Annotated in this window: 10 protein-coding genes; 3 read left to right on the top strand and 7 right to left on the bottom strand. The window is 43.7% G+C overall.

The features are described 5' to 3' along the window. Positions 1-142: 142 nt before the first annotated feature. Positions 143-1273: a tRNA preQ1(34) S-adenosylmethionine ribosyltransferase-isomerase QueA gene (queA, locus tag NG798_RS15595; protein WP_263012994.1), complete on the bottom strand. Its 1131-nt coding sequence runs from the start codon at positions 1271-1273 to the stop codon at positions 143-145. A 701-nt stretch (positions 1274-1974) separates the two neighbouring features. Between queA and NG798_RS15600 the strand changes: the two genes are divergently transcribed. Beyond that, positions 1975-2364 carry a hypothetical protein gene (locus NG798_RS15600; RefSeq protein WP_261224595.1) on the top strand — a complete coding sequence of 130 codons (390 nt, stop codon included), beginning with the start codon at positions 1975-1977 and terminating at the stop codon, positions 2362-2364. On the opposite strand, the gene NG798_RS15605 is transcribed toward NG798_RS15600, so the two are convergent. Next, complete coding sequence (locus tag NG798_RS15605; RefSeq protein WP_261224596.1) at positions 2365-2832, bottom strand: YraN family protein; 468 nt, start codon at positions 2830-2832, stop codon at positions 2365-2367. A gap of 141 nt (positions 2833-2973) precedes the next feature. Here NG798_RS15605 and NG798_RS15610 point away from each other — a divergent pair, with 141 nt between their 5' ends. Beyond that, the gene (locus tag NG798_RS15610; RefSeq protein ID WP_375338970.1) at positions 2974-3510 is read left to right on the top strand and encodes a pentapeptide repeat-containing protein; all 537 of its coding nucleotides are present in this window, start codon (positions 2974-2976) and stop codon (positions 3508-3510) included. Between the two features lie 87 nt (positions 3511-3597). Here NG798_RS15610 and dnaG read toward each other — a convergent pair whose 3' ends face one another. The 3 genes from dnaG to NG798_RS15625 form a co-directional block, all read right to left on the bottom strand. After that, positions 3598-5604, bottom strand: a complete 2007-nt coding sequence (gene dnaG / locus NG798_RS15615; protein ID WP_261224597.1) for a DNA primase — start codon at positions 5602-5604, stop codon at positions 3598-3600. Between the two features lie 249 nt (positions 5605-5853). Further along, on the bottom strand, positions 5854-7107 hold the full coding sequence (gene rodA / locus NG798_RS15620; protein WP_261224598.1) for a rod shape-determining protein RodA: 1254 nt from the start codon (positions 7105-7107) through the stop codon (positions 5854-5856). 406 nt (positions 7108-7513) lie between these two features. Then, the gene (locus NG798_RS15625) at positions 7514-9994 is read right to left on the bottom strand and encodes a hypothetical protein (RefSeq protein WP_261224599.1); all 2481 of its coding nucleotides are present in this window, start codon (positions 9992-9994) and stop codon (positions 7514-7516) included. 555 nt (positions 9995-10549) lie between these two features. Between NG798_RS15625 and NG798_RS15630 the strand changes: the two genes are divergently transcribed. Further along, on the top strand, positions 10550-10675 hold the full coding sequence (locus tag NG798_RS15630) for a hypothetical protein (protein ID WP_261224600.1): 126 nt from the start codon (positions 10550-10552) through the stop codon (positions 10673-10675). A gap of 11 nt (positions 10676-10686) precedes the next feature. Here the strand turns inward: NG798_RS15630 and NG798_RS15635 are convergent, their stop codons facing one another. Both NG798_RS15635 and NG798_RS15640 read right to left on the bottom strand, forming a co-directional pair. Next, positions 10687-10989, bottom strand: a complete 303-nt coding sequence (locus NG798_RS15635; protein ID WP_261224601.1) for a hypothetical protein — start codon at positions 10987-10989, stop codon at positions 10687-10689. Positions 10990-11529: 540 nt separating this feature from the next. Further along, complete coding sequence (locus tag NG798_RS15640; RefSeq protein ID WP_261224602.1) at positions 11530-16644, bottom strand: hypothetical protein; 5115 nt, start codon at positions 16642-16644, stop codon at positions 11530-11532. Positions 16645-16819: the final 175 nt, after the last annotated feature.

Raw genomic sequence — 16819 nt, forward strand, 5'->3', positions numbered from 1 at the left:
GCCGGTGGCGTTATTTTTACAAGCCCAAACACAACAACGTTAAAGCAAGCCGGAGAAAGATGGGGTTTTATGATCCCTTTGTCTCCGGTTTGTTTATAGCGGTTTTTACAGGATGAGGCTGAGAAACCGGTTTTTTGATATCTCACAGATTGGAGAAAAGCGATATATTTGCTGCGGGTAAAATCAACATGGCATCGCCAAACGAGTAAAAACGGTAATCTTTGGCAATTGCTTCTTGATATAAATTAAGCAAGCGTTCCCGGCCTATCAAGGCACTCACCAACATCAGTAAACTGGATTTCGGTAAGTGAAAATTGGTGATTAATCCTTCAACCACTCGCCATTGATAGCCAGGGTAAATAAATAGGTTTGTTTTGCCACAAAAAGGCTGTAACCGGCCTTCAAACGCCGCCGCAGCCCCTTCTAGGGAACGTACAACGGTGGTACCAACGGCAATAATTCTACCGCCGCGTTCCTTGGTTTGCTGGATTTTTTCGACGGTGGTGGCCGGCACTTGTACCCATTCTGAGTGCATTTTGTGTTCGGTCACGTTTTGGGTTTCCACAGGGCGAAAGGTTCCAACGCCTACGTTTAATGTCACAAAAGCGGTTTCGATGCCGGCAAAAGCAAGTTTTTGTAGCAATTCTTCAGTGAAGTGGAGGCCGGCGGTGGGGGCTGCTACTGAGCCGTCTTGTTCGGCGTAGACGGTTTGATATTGTGCCGGTGCGGCGCTGCTTTCTGTGATGTAGGGGGGGAGGGGAATGTGCCCATAGTCTTCTAAATATTGGATAAGAGACTGTTCTTTTGGTAAGTCAAATTGCAAAATCCGCCCGCCTGTGGCTTCGTCGGTGGCGACAACTGTGGCGCTTAAATTCGAGTGGGTGGGGTTTTCTTTGGAGTTAAAGAGGATTTTGACACCGATTTTAAGGCGTTTTCCTGGTTTGACTAAGGCTAACCAGTGGTTATGTTCGATTTCTTCGAGTAATAAAATTTCTACCGGCGCGCCGGTGGTTTTGTAGCCATACAGTCGGGCGGGAATAACGCGGGTGTTGTTCATTACCAGCAAGTCGCCTTTTTGCAGCAGTTGGGGTAATTCCCGAAAAATATGGTGGCTGTGTTGGTGAGGGGAATTAACAACGAGCAGGCGAGAACTGTCTCTGGGAACTGCTGGGTTTTGGGCAATGCTACCGCTCGGCAGTTCGTAGTTGTAGTTGTCTAGGGACTGATCGCTGTCGGTTATGGCTGGGTTTGGTTTGGTTTGAGGCTCGTCCAAGGTTTCTGGGGTAATTTCGTTCTTAGGGTGTGGTCGTTAAGGAAGTTGGTAATGTTTATTTCCTATGGTTGTTAAATTTAGCAGATGTTGAGGTTGTGAGGAATATTAATTTGTAATGTCATACCGGCTGCATGGTTTTTGCCTTCTACATCAAAAAGAGGCCGGTTTTTAAAGGGCTTGATTTTTTTTTGGGCTTTTTGGTCAATTTTTAGAGGGAAGGCATGGGGAATGAGTGGCTTAAAGATTATCTAAAAATATAGACTGAGACTAAGTATTTTATCCTGTTGTTGGCAAGTGAAAAAATAACTTGAGTGCTTTGGTATGGGCTGCAACTTTATCGGGTAATTTCTTTTGAGGTTCAGGGTTTGGTTAATAGGCGAATACCTGCTACTATCAGGTGAGTCTGTCTGATGGAATAGGAGACGGCTATGGAGTTATTGGGGTTAAGCTATGCTGGAATCAAGCGGAAATCTCTCTCTCCTCAAGGGCTGCGCTTTCTAGGCCGGCTGGTTAAATTTAAACAGAGATAGTTTCTATCTTAAGATAGATGTCAATATTTTTTGGCTCTCTATTAAAGAGAGTAAAGAAAAAAAAAAGGGAAATTGGGGAATATTACCCAATAAAGAAAGGGGTTTTTCCCGTATTCATTTGCGCCATAATCTTAGACAATAAAAATGTAGCCTTTGCAGAACTCTTTCCCGATGGAATACCTTTATTTCGTTGCTAATGCCAGTCTCACGCTGAGAATTGCAGAGTACCTGCACACCAGCCCTCATCTTCCGGTTAGTTTTATGAGCGTTATTCATCAAATAGATGGATGGGTCGTTCGTGTGAAAATGAGAAACCCCCTGAATTTGCAAAAAAGCGGGGATTTCCGAGCGTTTATGAATGAGTTAGGGATTCCCTACTCGCCAGGAATTCGGTTACAAATGGCTTTATGGAGTTTAGAGAATGGACAATCGCCGGTGGATGTGATGCGGCGTTATCAGGTGGCTGTGGTTTCTCACGGTCATCCAGATCGCGGCGAAATTGAAGAGTTTCGCAAGCAGTTTGTTAAAGGCTTAGGATATTGCCCAGAAACCCTTGCTTAGTTAGTTGGGTGGACAGAAGGCAGACTCGATATACTCAACAAGGGTTAGGTGAAAATTTTCATTCAAAACGGGTTCACCCGGATTGACCGACACATTAAGCGATGTCGCCTCTCGATGCCGGTGCTGTTTATAGGGCATTTGTTGGCAACTGACGAGGGCTACATCAAATCGACAGGCTACGTTAGCGAGAACTGGGTGATCGGCCAAAAAAAGCGCGGCGGCTTGGCCCAGTTTAGCTTGTTTTTGGGGGGTGATGGCAAAAATCCCCCCGGTGTCCCAAGAATGGCGACTGCGAGTTTTGACCTCTACAAAGATTAATTGCCCTGTGGGTTGAGAGTAAGCGATAATGTCCAGTTCTCCCCACCGGCACTTCCAGCGCTGTGCTAAGATTTCCCATCCTTGCTGCTGTAACCACTGTGCGACTAAGTTTTCTCCTAAAGTGCCGGTGTGGGTTGGAGTTTTTGGCATCGGCTGGTTTGATTATTTTTGAGGTTTGGCAAAGGATTTTAACATTGCGATGAGTGCAATTGCTTGTGGGGACACTTCCGAGATAGGATACTCCTGTAGCGATTGCTACTATTAACCTTTTCTCCAACAGTTAAACCCTTAATGCGATTTTCTTTAAACTTCAACAAAATGGGCGATAGAGTTTCTAAACGTATTCCTGCAATTGTATTATCGGTTGTGTTTTCGGTGGTGCTGTTCCTAACAGCAAGTTTGGTAATTGTCATGCCGGCTTTTGCCAATGATTATAACAAAGAAACTTTGGTGGGTGTGGATTTTTCGGGGCGAGATTTGACGGATTCTAGCTTTACAAAAGCTGTCCTCCGCAACAGTAATTTGAGTAATACTAAGTTGGCCGGTGTAAGTTTGTTTGGGGCGACTTTGGAACGGGTAAATTTAGAAGGGGCTGATCTACGAGGTGCCACTTTAGATACTGCTCGTTTTTTCAAGGCAAATCTTACCAATGCTGTGTTAGAAGGGGCGTTTGCTTTTAATGCTAAGTTTGATGGTTCTACTATTGATGGGGCTGATTTTACAGATGTTTTGTTGCGTCAAGATATGCAAAAAGCACTTTGTAAAATTGCCACAGGTACTAATCCTGTGACGGGACGCGAGACAAAAGAAACTTTGTATTGTGATTGAAGAAATCTAACAATTTTCAGAAACCCACACTCCAATATCCCCCCTAGTGCCTTAAAAAGGGGGGATATAAGCGAACAAAAATTATTTTTACAACCAAGGAACGCTGACTAAATCTTTAAAAGTTGTATAACGTTCTTTTTCTAATTCCTTGATTCGAGCTTTTTGGGTAAGCAGTTGTTGTTGATAAAATTGCCCTAATTCGAGATTCGTTAATAAGTCGATTTTGTGCAACTCTTGTAAGGCTTCGCGGATTTTATTTTCGCAAATTACGCGGTCAATTGATGCGGCGGCGGCGCGAATGACTAAAGGAGTGCGAACTGTATCAAGTTGGGTTTTTTCATCGAGATGAAACAGGTAAGATATTTGGGAAACTTCGCCGCTATTTTCTGCTAAATAACAATCTTGTAAAGCGGAAATAAGTTTAAGGGGTTCAGCCTGCAAATCATTTAATTCTGTGATAAATTGCCATAATTTCTTGTGGGGTTCAAGAGTAAATTCTAATTTTCTTTCTGCTAAAACTTCTATGACGGCACTGCGATATTCAGGATAATGAATGTAAGATTGTAATAGAAAAGCTTCGGCTTTTTTTAAGAGGTTGGTTTCTCCAGAAACCGGCATTTCAGGTTTAGATTTTTCTGGGGTAGAAACGTTGTGTCTTAGAGGAGGCCGGCTGCTGATTTTGAGCTTGTTTTCAATCAAAGGTGCAACAATGCAAGACTCATCAATTCTCAAAAGTTCTGCACACCGGCTTGTTATTTGATTTAGCAAATTTTCCCTAATTATGGGAGTGCGCCGCGAGTCCCGCAAAGAAAGAATTTCTGCACAATAATCGACATAATAAGTAAGCTGATTGTCATTGGTGATGTTGGATAATAACTTCACCATTTCTGTTGCTATTTGCTGATATTGATCCGGTTGTTTTAGGTCCTTGGTTTGTAAAAGTTGGTCAATTTGCCAGGTTAACCATAAAGAGGCACTTTCTAGCAAAATTTGATAATCTTCGGCTGAATAAGTTTTGAGATATTCATCAGCATCTTTGCCGTTAGGGAGGGTAAGAATCCTCAAATTGACATCACCGCGATAGGCAAGGGATGCAATTTCACCAATTGCTCTTTCGGCGGCATTTGTACCGGCTTTGTCGGCATCAAAATTGAGGATAATTTGCTTTGATTCTGTATAGCGTAAAAGTTGCCGCACTTGGGTTAAACTCAGGGCAGTTCCCAGGGAGGCGACGGCGTTGGTAATACCGGCAGCATGAAGGGCAATTGCATCAAAATATCCCTCAACAACGATGGCTTTATCTTGTTTGCTGATGGCGGTTTTGGCTTTGTCGAGGGCGAAGAGAGTTTTGCCTTTTTCAAACAATTCTGTTTCGGGAGAGTTGAGGTATTTTGGCATTTCATCGGTGAGAGTTCTGCCACCAAAACCGATGACTCTGCCTTGAGAATCGCAGATAGGAATCATTAAACGATCTCGGAAGCGATCATAATAGCCGGTTCCGGATTTTCTGTTAACAATTAAACCGGCAGCTTCGATGAGTTGAACGGGGAAATTTTTGGTTTCTAAAAGATAATGATAAAGCGTTTCCCAACCGGCGGGGGCGTAGCCAAGTTGGAATTGTTGGATAATTTCTGGGCTAAGTTTGCGTTCTGTTTGGAGATATTCTAAGGCAATATTTCCACCGGGTTGATAAAGGGCGTGTTGATAGAAATTGGTGGTGATGGCGAGAATTTCATAAAGTTGCTCTCGGAGGGTGATTTGGCGTTGAAGTTCTTGGCGTTTTTCGGGTTCGAGGGTACGGATAGGAATTTGATATCGTTTGGCTAAATCAAAGACGACTTCGTTAAAGGGACGTTTGCCAACTTCCATGAGAAAATTGATAGCCCCACCACCGGCACCGCAGCCAAAACAATAATACATTTGTTTGCTGGGGCTGACGGTAAAGCTGGGGGTTTTTTCGTCGTGAAAAGGGCATAAGCCGGTGTAATCTTTGCCACTTTTTCTGAGGGAAACTTGTTCAGAAACGATATCGTAAATATCGAGTCTTTGTTTAACTTCTTCGATGGTGTCGGGATGTAGACGGGGAATTTCCATAGTTTTTTAGAGGGTGGGACTCTGCCCACATACATAATGATAGCTAAAGTTATATTATCGGTTAGGATTTTAGGAAATTATATCTTTTGGTTTCGCCGGTGGGGTGAAAAATCAGCCTCTTAAATTGCATTTTTAGGTAGAAGCAGGGAACTAAGGAAAATAATCAAAAAACCTGAAGCCTAATCTTAAAAAATTGCGTTCCCTAGTGCAACTAGGGAACGAGAAAAAGACAAGGAAAAAACCAAGAGGTTAATATTTCTTTCGAGGTCGGAAATTGGCGACAGATTCTACTAAACCTATGGCGATAAAATTACTCAGCAAAGCAGAACGCCCATAACTCAGCAAAGGCAAGGGAACGCCGGTTACTGGGGCTAAACCAATGTTCATCCCAATATTAATAACTACCTGAAAGATAATCATGGAAAGTACGCCAATGGCGATTAAAGATCCAAAATTATCTTTGGCATTTTGGGCAATTAGAACCAGGCGTAAACAAAGTAACCAAAAGGCGATAAACACTACTAGACAACCAATAAAACCTAACTCTTCGCCTATCGCAGAAAAGATAAAATCTGTATGCTGTTCTGGAATAAAATTGAGTTGTGTTTGAGTGCCTTGAGTTAGACCTTTGCCCCAAATTTGACCGGCCCCGATGGCGATCCGAGATTGGATGAGGTGATAACCGCCACCAAGGGGGTCTTTATTAGGGTCTAAAAACAAAATAATTCGCTCTTTTTGATAATCTTTGAGTAAGCCCCAAAAAATATGTCCTAACCATCCAGAAGCTACATTAATTACCAGAGATGCTATCGAGCCAAACGCCTGCCAAGGGAGGGTACGCCAGCCAATAATTCCCATTGCAATTGACCAAACAACCCACCCCGGAAAATAAATGTTGAAAACAATGGCAGAAATAACCGGAGAAAGCATGAGAATGAGCCAACCAGGGTTAGCTCCCCCCCAATAAAGCATCCCCATTGTAATCGCTCCAAAAACAAGGGAAGTTCCTAAATTTGGCTCGGAAAAAACCAGCGCCCAAGGTACAGCAGTAACGGCTAAAATTTTGAGCATATTTGGAATCGTTGTTGCACCGCGATTGTGGAGAAGTGCAGCTAGGGTAATAATGACGCCAACTTTTGCAAATTCCGAGGGCTGAACGTGGAAGCCAAAAACGTTAATCCACCGCTGTGCTCCGAGGGCTTGGGTACCAATAAATCGCACCGAAATTAGGGCGATATTAATAAAGCCATAGATAAACCATTTCCACTGAATTAAAGCCTCATAATGGTTGCGAGCAATTAACATCGCAATGGTTAAACCGATGCCGCCTGTAATCCAGTGTTGCCACCAGTCGGTGTGACCTAAGTGTAATTCTACACTGCGAATCATCACGCCACCGAGCGCCGTTAGCCCGACTACGAGGCTTAATAAGATCCAGTCGATGTGTTGCCAAGGAGCGAGCGCCGGTTGGCGACCTATTCTCAGCAGTACGTTTTGCCACATATTTGAGGGTAAATAGAGATTAGTCGATACAGGTATCTTACTATCTCCTCTCTAATATCCCAAGTATCGGGCAGAGGTTGATGATAATGCCGGTGGGGGGTGAAAATTTTTCTCTGGTTTTCTTGAGGGAGCGGCGGAGGCGGTATTGAGGGGGAGATTGCGCTTCAAAACGTTAACTCCGGATTCGCCAAAAACGTCCCCAAACCGGCCTTTGGTATGTTTTGAAACCAAAACCTCGTCTTGATGGGGGTTTAGTTTTCTTATTTGCTGGGCTTTTTTAAAGCAAAGTCAGATTGCTTGGAGCTAGAACAAAGTTAGGTTGCTTTGATAAATCAAGAGTAAATAGTCTTTTTTTTAAGCTTATTTACCCTTAATTAAAAATATCACCAACCTCTCAATTTCTTACTTAAGCTAAAGTATCTGAGAGGTAAGCGGGAGCCAAAGCGACGGATTCAGGGCGATTTCTTGTTACTCCTAAATTGGGGTTAATATTGAGAACACCAGACTGGTTTTGAATGTTATCAAAACGGAAGATGGCATTATTAGATTTCTCGGCAACGTAAAGGTTATTACCGTCAAAAGTAATATCAACCGGATTGCCTAAAAATGTATTAGAGCCGACAATTTGAGCCCGCACCGCTGTGTTTCCATTGGCAGCACCGGCATTGTTAATTACAAACAATTGACCATCGGTTGCACTTTGAGCACTGCCCACATCAGAAATCAGCAATGTATCAGAAGATTCGACATAAATAATTCCGTGCAAATTCACAGAAATTTTATTTACTCCACTGGGGTCAAATGGAGTAATAATCCGCGTCGGGCCGTTTGCGCCCAAAGTGGCAAGATAACTATCATAAACCAGAACTGTTCCATCAGTTGCGGCTACAAATAGCTGATCTTTTGATGGCGAATAATCTACATCCCAAGGTCGGCGACCGGCCAGATTTGTTGTTTTAAACAATGGCGCAACATCGCCTTGAGCTTGAGTATTAAACACAATAATGGCTGGGGTTGTAGCATTATTTTCTGCGACAAAAACAACACCGGCACCATCAGCAACTTCTAAACCTTTGGGGCTAACCAGGCCGGTGTTTGCACCGGCAATAATTCGGTCGCGTGAGGCATTAAATCCACCGTTATTACGGCTTTCTGCCAAACGGTTAACAATTAAAATCCCACCATTGGTATCGTTGCCATTATCAAAAGTAATAAAAGCATCACCTGTGAGATCGTAGGTAATATTTTCCAAACTGGCAACTGCATTAGAAGTATTAAATGCTGTTTGCTGTTGCAAATTTGTAGACAGACGCGCCACAAAATCTGTTGCTCCTGTTGCGGGCGGGTTACTGGTGGTGGCAATGGAACTAATAGGAATTGTTGCCGATTCAACATCAGTAACATCAGGATACATTAACGCTTGCATCCGTTCAGCAGCCAAAGCTTCTGGTTTAGTTTCGGCCACGCTTAAATCCGGGGCTATATTTCCGCTGGGCCCATTAAAAATGTTGCGGAAAATTAATAACTGGTCTTTAGCTTTTTCTGCAACTAAAGCATCGGTGCCATTTAAAATTAAATCCACCGGATTTCCCATTTGAGTAGCCGGCCCTTCAATAGTGCGGGATGGTACCACCGCCCCATTAGCACTGCTAACATTATCGAGAACGTAAATACGTCCGTCTGTGTTGAAAGTGGCGCTTTGTGCAGCAGTAGCGGCTCCCACATCTGTTACAACTAATTGATTCCGCGTTGGTTCATAAACAATGCCATGCAAATTAGTAGAAATTTTTGCGCCGAGACTGTTAACAATAGTTAGACTACGGGAAATAGTGGCGGTGCCAAAATTATTGATATTTCCAAAGTAGTTATCAAACACAGAAACAGTGCCATCTACTAATGCTGCATACAAGCGGTCGTTGGCTTCATCATAGGCAACATCCCAAGGTTTTGCCGGCAAGTTTGTAACAGCCACCGGCGGAATATTGCCACCCGCAGATGTCCCAAAAACTTTTAAGTCGCCGGCACCATTATCGGCAACAATAATAAAGCCTCTTGTTTGGGCAATGGCGAAGCCTTTGGGGGCATTTAATCCTGTTAGCGGGCCGGCAATTTCTCGGTCTCTGTTCGGCGCAAAGGCTTCTCCATCAAGTCGGTTGCCAATTTTTGAAATAATCCGAATGCTGCCGGCACCTACGATTACATCACCGGCTTGATAAAGATTGCCAACATTATCAAATTCTACGCCTTCATTGTTGCCGGCAAAAAAGCGTTTTTGGCCTCCGAAAGTTCCGGTGAGTTTATCAATTTCTCCGACGTTTGTGGGGCCGTTATTTGAGACATAAATATTTACACTGCTTGGTTTACCCATGCGGTTTTCTGCCATGCCGAAATTAACATAGTGTTCAAAACCGCTCTTGAAAATTCCGCCTCGAACTGCTGCTGCTACATCGGGGTTGGCGCTCAGATAATAGCTGTTATCGAAATCTGCGCTGGGGTTACGGCCTTCAAATTGCCCATTTTCAATAAAGTGCTGAATGCCGGTGAGAGAATCTATGCCAACTGCATTTTTAACGTCTGTATTTTGAGTTAAATAGTAATTGGTATCAAAGAAACTAATGGGATTTCGCCCCTCGAATTGACCTCTTTCTATGAAGTGAGCTAGGCCGTTTACAAATACACCGTTTCTTACGGCAATTGCCACATCTGCGTTAGTTGCTAGATAAAAGCTTTCGTCAAAAAATCCGCTCGGTTTTCGCGCTTCTAACTGTCCGTTAAGTATATAGTGATCAAAGCCGCTAAGAAAATTTCCGCTTCTCACGGCAGCCGCTACATCGGGGTTAGCAGCCAAGTAATAAGTTTCATTAAACAACGAAGCAATGCCTAACATTTTGGGGGGTACCTTTCAACAAAGTTTTTATTTTTTTTTCCAAACAAAACCTAGCCAGCCCTGTGCAAATTCGCAGAGATGACGATCTTTTTAAGAAAAAGTTCCACTGCTCAAAATTACAAAGTCAATCTTTACAATTTGGCCTTTTTCCACCGCACGCGACACTATTTTTCCAATAAATTGCGATTCGGTATGAGCCGGTAAAGAAAGGGAATTTTTCGCTAAATGGTAGATTTATATACTGTTTTAAGCGGGCTAGGGCTGGAAATGTAATCTTTCTTAAGGTAGATTTAAAATAACGTAATAAATGCTTAAATGATAAGATCACGATGTCTTTAAAAACATCTAAAATCTAAAATTCTAAATTCCAAAGGTTACAAATTCCCCCAATTATCCAAAAAATTAGCCCCCACTTTTATTAAGTAGATTAAGTTATAAGTAGTTCCTAGCAGATTCGATTTACGCAGGGTCTTTTTCTGGATTTCTCCTCTATGCCAGCCCCAAAGATAGGGTATTTTTTGGGGTTCTGATTTGGTATCACGGCGTGGTACGACAATGAAACCGAACATAAATATGGTAGCCAGACTTTTAAGAATTGGTATAACAAAACTGCCCCAAGAAATTTTAGCCCTCGTAGCAGCAGTAAAAACTAATCAAGACATCCCAACTAAAATTAAATAAAAGGATAAATTTTATCTTTTTTCTAAAATCGTACAAATTAATTCACCGGCTCCGTTAGGCTCAAAAAATTCGATGGTATTATCTTGTTTTATTTTGATTTCTTTTCGGCAATTATAAACTTCTACGGGTGTTTCTTTGCCGTTGATGCTGACGCTGGCTCTGTATTCCCAATGGTTTTTTGCACTGCGTTTAATGGTGAGAATACAGATTTTTTGGTCTTTGATTTGCCGGCAAAAATTCGCTTGTGCCGGCAGTGTCACAGTCAGTGTTAGGCAGAGGATGAGCAGAAAAATTACAACTTTTAGGGTTTTCAAGGGTTGCCGGTTCCTTTGGCGCGGGTAATTGCATTGTTTGTATTTTACCTCCACCGGCAAACAAGGGAATCCCTAAAGCTGTCTGTTTGATGTGCCAAGCCTTGATATTTGCTCAACTCGCTATTTTAAAGCTTTCGACTCTCAGCTATTAACAGCCAGCCACTCATACCCCCTTTGTATCTTTAGTTTAGCCCGTCCCAAAAAAATCAAAACTTGACATTTGCGAAGCAAAAAATAACCCTTATGTATAAGGAGTAATAAAAACTAATTTTTCACCCTACCCTGACACCCAAACAAAAACCTACAAAACCGGCACCCGTAAAGCGTCGGCTTTTTTGGTTTCTGGGTTAACCTGGAATCTTAAAATACTAGAGATAACAAAAACAAACTTTGCGGACAATTACTGATAACGCCCCTATCTGGATTTGGATGGCAGACACTAGCGGAAAAATTCAATTTATTATAGTAGGTCAACGAACCTCAACTTATCATCACCACCGCTGTCAAAAAGGGGCAAATTTTTATCACCATTCCACCAAATCATTCCTCAGAACACAACAAGCGATCCGCCGGATTAACATTAGGATTTGTCTGCAAATAATCCCCCAACCACACACAAGCACGATCCACCAAATTATCCCAATCCAAACTCCATAAAATCACCTTACCCTCCGCAGTCGCCGCCGCCAAAAACTTGCCATCAAAACTAAAATCAATATCCAAAACTCCCCCATCCGACCACTTTAACTCCTTCAACAAAAACCCCTCCAAACTCCACAACTTCACCCGACCATCCCAACTCCCACTCGCCAAAGTTTTCCCATCTGGCGAAAACTCCACACTCGTAACACTATCGCTATATCCCTTCAACAAAGTTTTCGGTTTTCCCCCCGCCACCGGCCACAACTTCACAGTATTATCCCAACTCCCCGTCGCCAACAAATTCCCATCAGGGCTCCAAGAAACACTCGTCACATAAGAACGGTGTCCATCCTCCCCCGCCAACGTCCGTAATAACGTCCCATCCAGACTCCAAATTTTCACAGTCGTATCATCAGAAGCGGAAGCAATCTTACTACCATCCGGGCTAAAAGTCACCCCATAAATACGATTTGCATGGCCTGAGAAAGTCCTGATTAACTCTCCCCCCAGCGTCCAAAGTTTCACCGTTTTATCCTTACTTCCCGTTGCCAAAAAACGACCATCAGGACTAAATTTTACCGCATAAATAGAATTACTATGACCCGCAAAAGTCCTCAATAATTCGCCGTCTTTTGACCAAAACTTCACCGTTTTATCCATACTCCCAGAAGCAATTAAGTTGCCATCGGGACTCCAAACAACCGACGTCACCCGATCCGTATGACCGGCCATAGTTTTTAACAACACCCCCTCCCGACTCCAAAGTTTCAAACTTTTATCTCTACTCGCCGTCACAAAAAACCGGCCATCCGGTGAAAACTTCAGACTCGTCAGCCGATCTCCATGAGCAGCAATCACCGGCACTTGCAATTGCTCACTCCCCCACAACTTCACCGTTTTATCCAAACTCCCCGAAGCAATTAACGTCCCATCAGGGCTCCAAGATACCCCCGTCACCCGACCACTATGGCCATTCAAAGTTTTTAATAACTCCCCAGAAACCGACCAAATTTTCACCGTTTGATCATCACTTGCCGTCGCAAACATTTTCCCATCAGCCCGCCAAGATACTGCATAAACAGCACTTTCATGGGCAGACAAACTTTTAATCAAACGGCCTTCTTTCGTCCACAACTTCACCAAATTATCCCGCCCCGCCGTTGCAATTACATTACCATTAGGACTAAAAGACACCCCCAAAATCCAATTATTATGACCCCGCCAAGTCCTTACCAACTTACCATCTCGCTGCCACAACTTCACCGTCCCATCATTACTTGCAGAAGCAATTAATTTTCCATCCGGCGAAAACTGGACAAAATTTACCGCATCTTTATGACCTTGCAAAGTCAACACCGGCAAACCCTGCTTATCCCATAACTTCACCGTCTTATCTTTACTCGCCGTTGCTATCAACTTCTCATCAGGACTAAACGCCACCCCAAACACAAAATCCTTGTGACCCTTCAGAGTTTTTTGCAATACTGGAAACCCAGATTTTAAATCCCACAACTTCACCGTTGTATCCCGACTTGCAGATGCCAAAATCTTAGTATTATGACCCCAAACAACACGAGTCACACTTTCGGTATGACCCTCCAACGTCGCCAGCACCGAGCCATCCCGACGCCAAACTTTCACAGTTTTATCATTTCCTCCAGACGCAATCAACTCTCCATCGCCCGAAAAAGATACCGCCCAAATACTATCTTGATGACCTTCAAGCCGGTTGCGTTCGCGCACCCCATAAACCGCTTGTTGCAGCGCAGTAAGCACCCGAATTCGATTATCTGGCTGAGAATCTTTCACCGGCATCAGAGCTTTCTGAGCTCGCAAACTTTCCAGCAGCGCCTCTAACTCTTGATGCGAAACATAAAGCAACTCTGAATAAGCCACTTTCGCCCGGATATTCGCATCAATTTCCGCAATCTCTGCTTGTTTTCTAATATCTTCTGCCTTTTGCTTAAGCGCCTCCGCCCGAAGCCAAAAACCGCCGGTTAAAAAAGTCAGCAACAAAAAAAAACCACCAACTCCCGCCAAGAGTAGTTTTTGCTTTTCACTTCGTTTTAGCTGCTCTCTTTGCTGCAACTTAACGCGGCTCTCCTGTGAAGCTCGAATAAAGTGAACCAGATAATCGTGAACTAATTGGTAGCGATCAGCCGGTTTTTCCCGGTGTAAAAATAACAACCCAGATCCAACCAATATCTCTAAAATCAAGTTTAATTTCTTTGCCCCAAATGTCAAATTTGCCGCTAACTCGCTTTTCGTTTTCAGGGGACGAATATTTCGCTCCTCCACCAAAGCGCTATCTTTAGAGCCCGTCAGCAAAGCCAGCACTTCCCAAGCCGCATTTTCATTTTCTTTTCCGCAATCAGCAATTACTTGCTGTAACCAGCGCTCGACAAGTTTTATTTTCGGCCCTTTTTTTCTATATTGTTCTTCGGTAGTAATTTTTTCTTCTTGCAGTTGAGCGCCAACAACTTGCAATTCAATCGGTCTAACTTTTCCAGAAGAACCGGCCAAATCTTCCACCAAAGCATCAATCAAAGCTTCTTCTAAAAAAACGCGAGAACGCTGGGTTAAAGCGAGGATCACATCTTTGGTATCTTGGGCCGAAAAATATCCGACATGATAGCGAATATCTTTATCCAAAATATTATTATTCACTGCATCTAAAGAGCCTAAACGCTCCCAGTCCAGCAAATAATGCAAATAATCTTCCCGCATCGACAAAATTACCTTGACAAAAGGAATATTTAAACACTCGCGCAGGAAATCAAAAAAAGGCCGTAATTCTTCATCAACCGGCTCTTGGCTGGCTTGATTGCAAACAAAGAAAAATTCTTCAAATTGATCAAAAACCAGCACCGTTAACAAATTTTGAGCAGCATTTTTTCGCAATTGTTCAATCACGGAATCGAGGGTATCTAACGGCAACCGTTCGCCGGAAAAGTGCCTAATTTCTGACAGCGCAACTCCCAACTGTTGACCAAGAGCGCGGCTCCAATCGGTATAAACTCTTAACACCACCGGCACCGCTACCCGGTCGCCAATTACTCGCCCTTGCAACGCCGGCACCAAACCAGCATTGACCAGCGAAGACTTACCGACCCCAGATTTTCCGTAAATAATTGTTAGTTTGCAATCATTTCTAGCAAGGCGTTGCAGCAAACGTTTGACATCTTGGCTGCGACAAGAAACTTCAATTTCACAGCGGCAAGCCGGTGAATTGAGGCCGTTTTTTAAGGTAGGGTGTAGCCGCTGTTGTATGGCCAAGGGCGAGGCGGCGCTAACAGGTTGTAATTGACCGGCCCCAATAAAAGCTCTTCTGCCATACTGATGTTCGACAGTTCGCAGTTGTTGTTTGCAACGAAAAGCCTCCGCGAATTTCCCGATTTCAAAATAATGAAACCACAATTCTTGCAAAATGTTGATATAAAGTTCGGGGTCGTGGCCGGGGGTGGTGGCTGCCTTGGCTTCTTCGAGATAAGCAATGGCTTGGCTGATGCCGGTGCTTTTTTTATAGGAAGACGGCAAGAATAATTGCGGCACCGACAAAGAAAAACCCTGTTTTCTCCTTTTTGTGTTGCCAACACTATCCAAGCTGCCGCGTAGGGCTTTGGCGAGTAAAAATAAATAGAGGGCATGATGGGTCTGATCGTTTGCCGGCAGAGCGTTGGAAATTTCCAGGGCTTGCTGTGCGGCCCACTCGGCCTCCTCCCACTGACTTCTTACCAGGCAGACTTCTGCCAAAAACCCGTAATACCTGGCCAGTTGGGGCATCATGGCGTGGGTATGGGCCAAAAGTACGGCCTTTTGGGCGACCGCCAGCAGTTCATCCCATGCCTGCAAGCGCCGCAGCACTTCTCCTAAAGCATCGCTAAATTTTGCCAGCAAGTCTGGCCGGTCGGCAGTCTCAAACTTTTGCAAGCACTCCTGCAAGCTAGATCGGGCCATGATTAAATAATCACTGCTTTGCAAGGGGTGCCGGTCGGCTTTTTGGGCATAAGCCAATCCCAAATGATAAAGGATCACCGCAAACCAAAGCAGATGTTGGTCGAGGTTCTGGTTTTCTGAAGTTTGCCCCTCGCTGATCGCTTGTTTCCACACAGCGGCGCTGTTTTGGTAATGCTTGAGCGCGATTTCGAGTTTATCGCTGCTGCTGGCTTCTACTCCCAGGGCAAATTCTACTCCCGCAAGGGTTGCCGGTTCGAGGCGGATTTCTCGTTTTTGGCAGTCTCGCAGCGCGGCTAAGAGTTCCTGAGAATTATTGGTCAGCGGGTCTGCTGTATTGTCGTTGGGGTTTAAACATCTCGCCAACAGTTCCGAGGCCGGTGCCCGCAAAATTTTGATTAAATCTGGTGTATTAATTTCAAATTTGATTGAGCAAGCCGCCCAACTTTTGAAATCGGGCGCAAAGCGAACGAACTTTTGCATTACTTCATCGCTCAACCACAACACCACCGGCAAGGAGAAGTTTTGTTTTATTTCTTCCCGCAGTTGGTTGGTCGATTTAAGCAACCGGTCTAGGTCATTGACTGATTCAAACCCAGAAATTATCAAGGCGGAGGGCCGGTTTGCTAGACCCTGTTTCATGCAGTCATAAAGTGAAGTGATGGGGCTGGATACAACGATTTTATGTAAATTTACTGGCTGGAAAGAATTTTTTCCGTTACTTTGCGCTTCGGCACCGATTAAATCACTTAATTGCTGTAAAATTTTTGGCTGAAGTGATCCATAATTACAGCGGACTAAAATCAAAGAAAATTGACCCATCGCTAGGGTAAGTGCCCGTGCCAAAATTTTTAAAGAACGCTTATTGTATGCGCTTACATAGTCCAGTGGCAGCCGGTCAGTCATGGGGGAAGGATTTTGCAATTCCAAGTAAGAAAACATATTTCCATTAATAACTGCTTCTACAGTTGCGTCTTTATAATCTTTAACAACATCCCCAATCGCTTTGGGAGTGCATTTTAACTCCAGCTTCAAAATCCCTGCATAGGTACGAAGCATCGGGGATTAAAACGCTCCTTAGTCTTCTTTTTTTTGAAAAAAATATGTTTTTGGTCTTTGCAGCCCATTTTGTCTTAGGCTTGCATTTTATCCTTCCTAGGCATGAAAATGCTTCTGTCTGGTGGGGGTTGCCATTTTGCCACTTACAGTATCTATCTGGAAAACGCTTCGCGGG

Origin of the sequence: Ancylothrix sp. D3o (assembly GCF_025370775.1) — a bacterium.
GTDB lineage: Bacteria > Cyanobacteriota > Cyanobacteriia > Cyanobacteriales > Oscillatoriaceae > Ancylothrix.

Excerpts from the sequence above, each read along its gene's own strand:
- NG798_RS15600 (WP_261224595.1), top strand. The coding sequence starts at position 1,975 with ATGGAATACCTTTATTTCGTTGCTAATGCCAGTCTCACGCTGAGAATT.
- NG798_RS15605 (WP_261224596.1), bottom strand. The coding sequence starts at position 2,832 with ATGCCAAAAACTCCAACCCACACCGGCACTTTAGGAGAAAACTTAGTC.
- NG798_RS15610 (WP_375338970.1), top strand. The coding sequence starts at position 2,974 with ATGCGATTTTCTTTAAACTTCAACAAAATGGGCGATAGAGTTTCTAAA.
- dnaG (WP_261224597.1), bottom strand. The coding sequence starts at position 5,604 with ATGGAAATTCCCCGTCTACATCCCGACACCATCGAAGAAGTTAAACAA.
- rodA (WP_261224598.1), bottom strand. The coding sequence starts at position 7,107 with ATGTGGCAAAACGTACTGCTGAGAATAGGTCGCCAACCGGCGCTCGCT.
- NG798_RS15625 (WP_261224599.1), bottom strand. The coding sequence starts at position 9,994 with ATGTTAGGCATTGCTTCGTTGTTTAATGAAACTTATTACTTGGCTGCT.
- NG798_RS15630 (WP_261224600.1), top strand. The coding sequence starts at position 10,550 with ATGAAACCGAACATAAATATGGTAGCCAGACTTTTAAGAATTGGTATA.
- NG798_RS15640 (WP_261224602.1), bottom strand. The coding sequence starts at position 16,644 with ATGCTTCGTACCTATGCAGGGATTTTGAAGCTGGAGTTAAAATGCACT.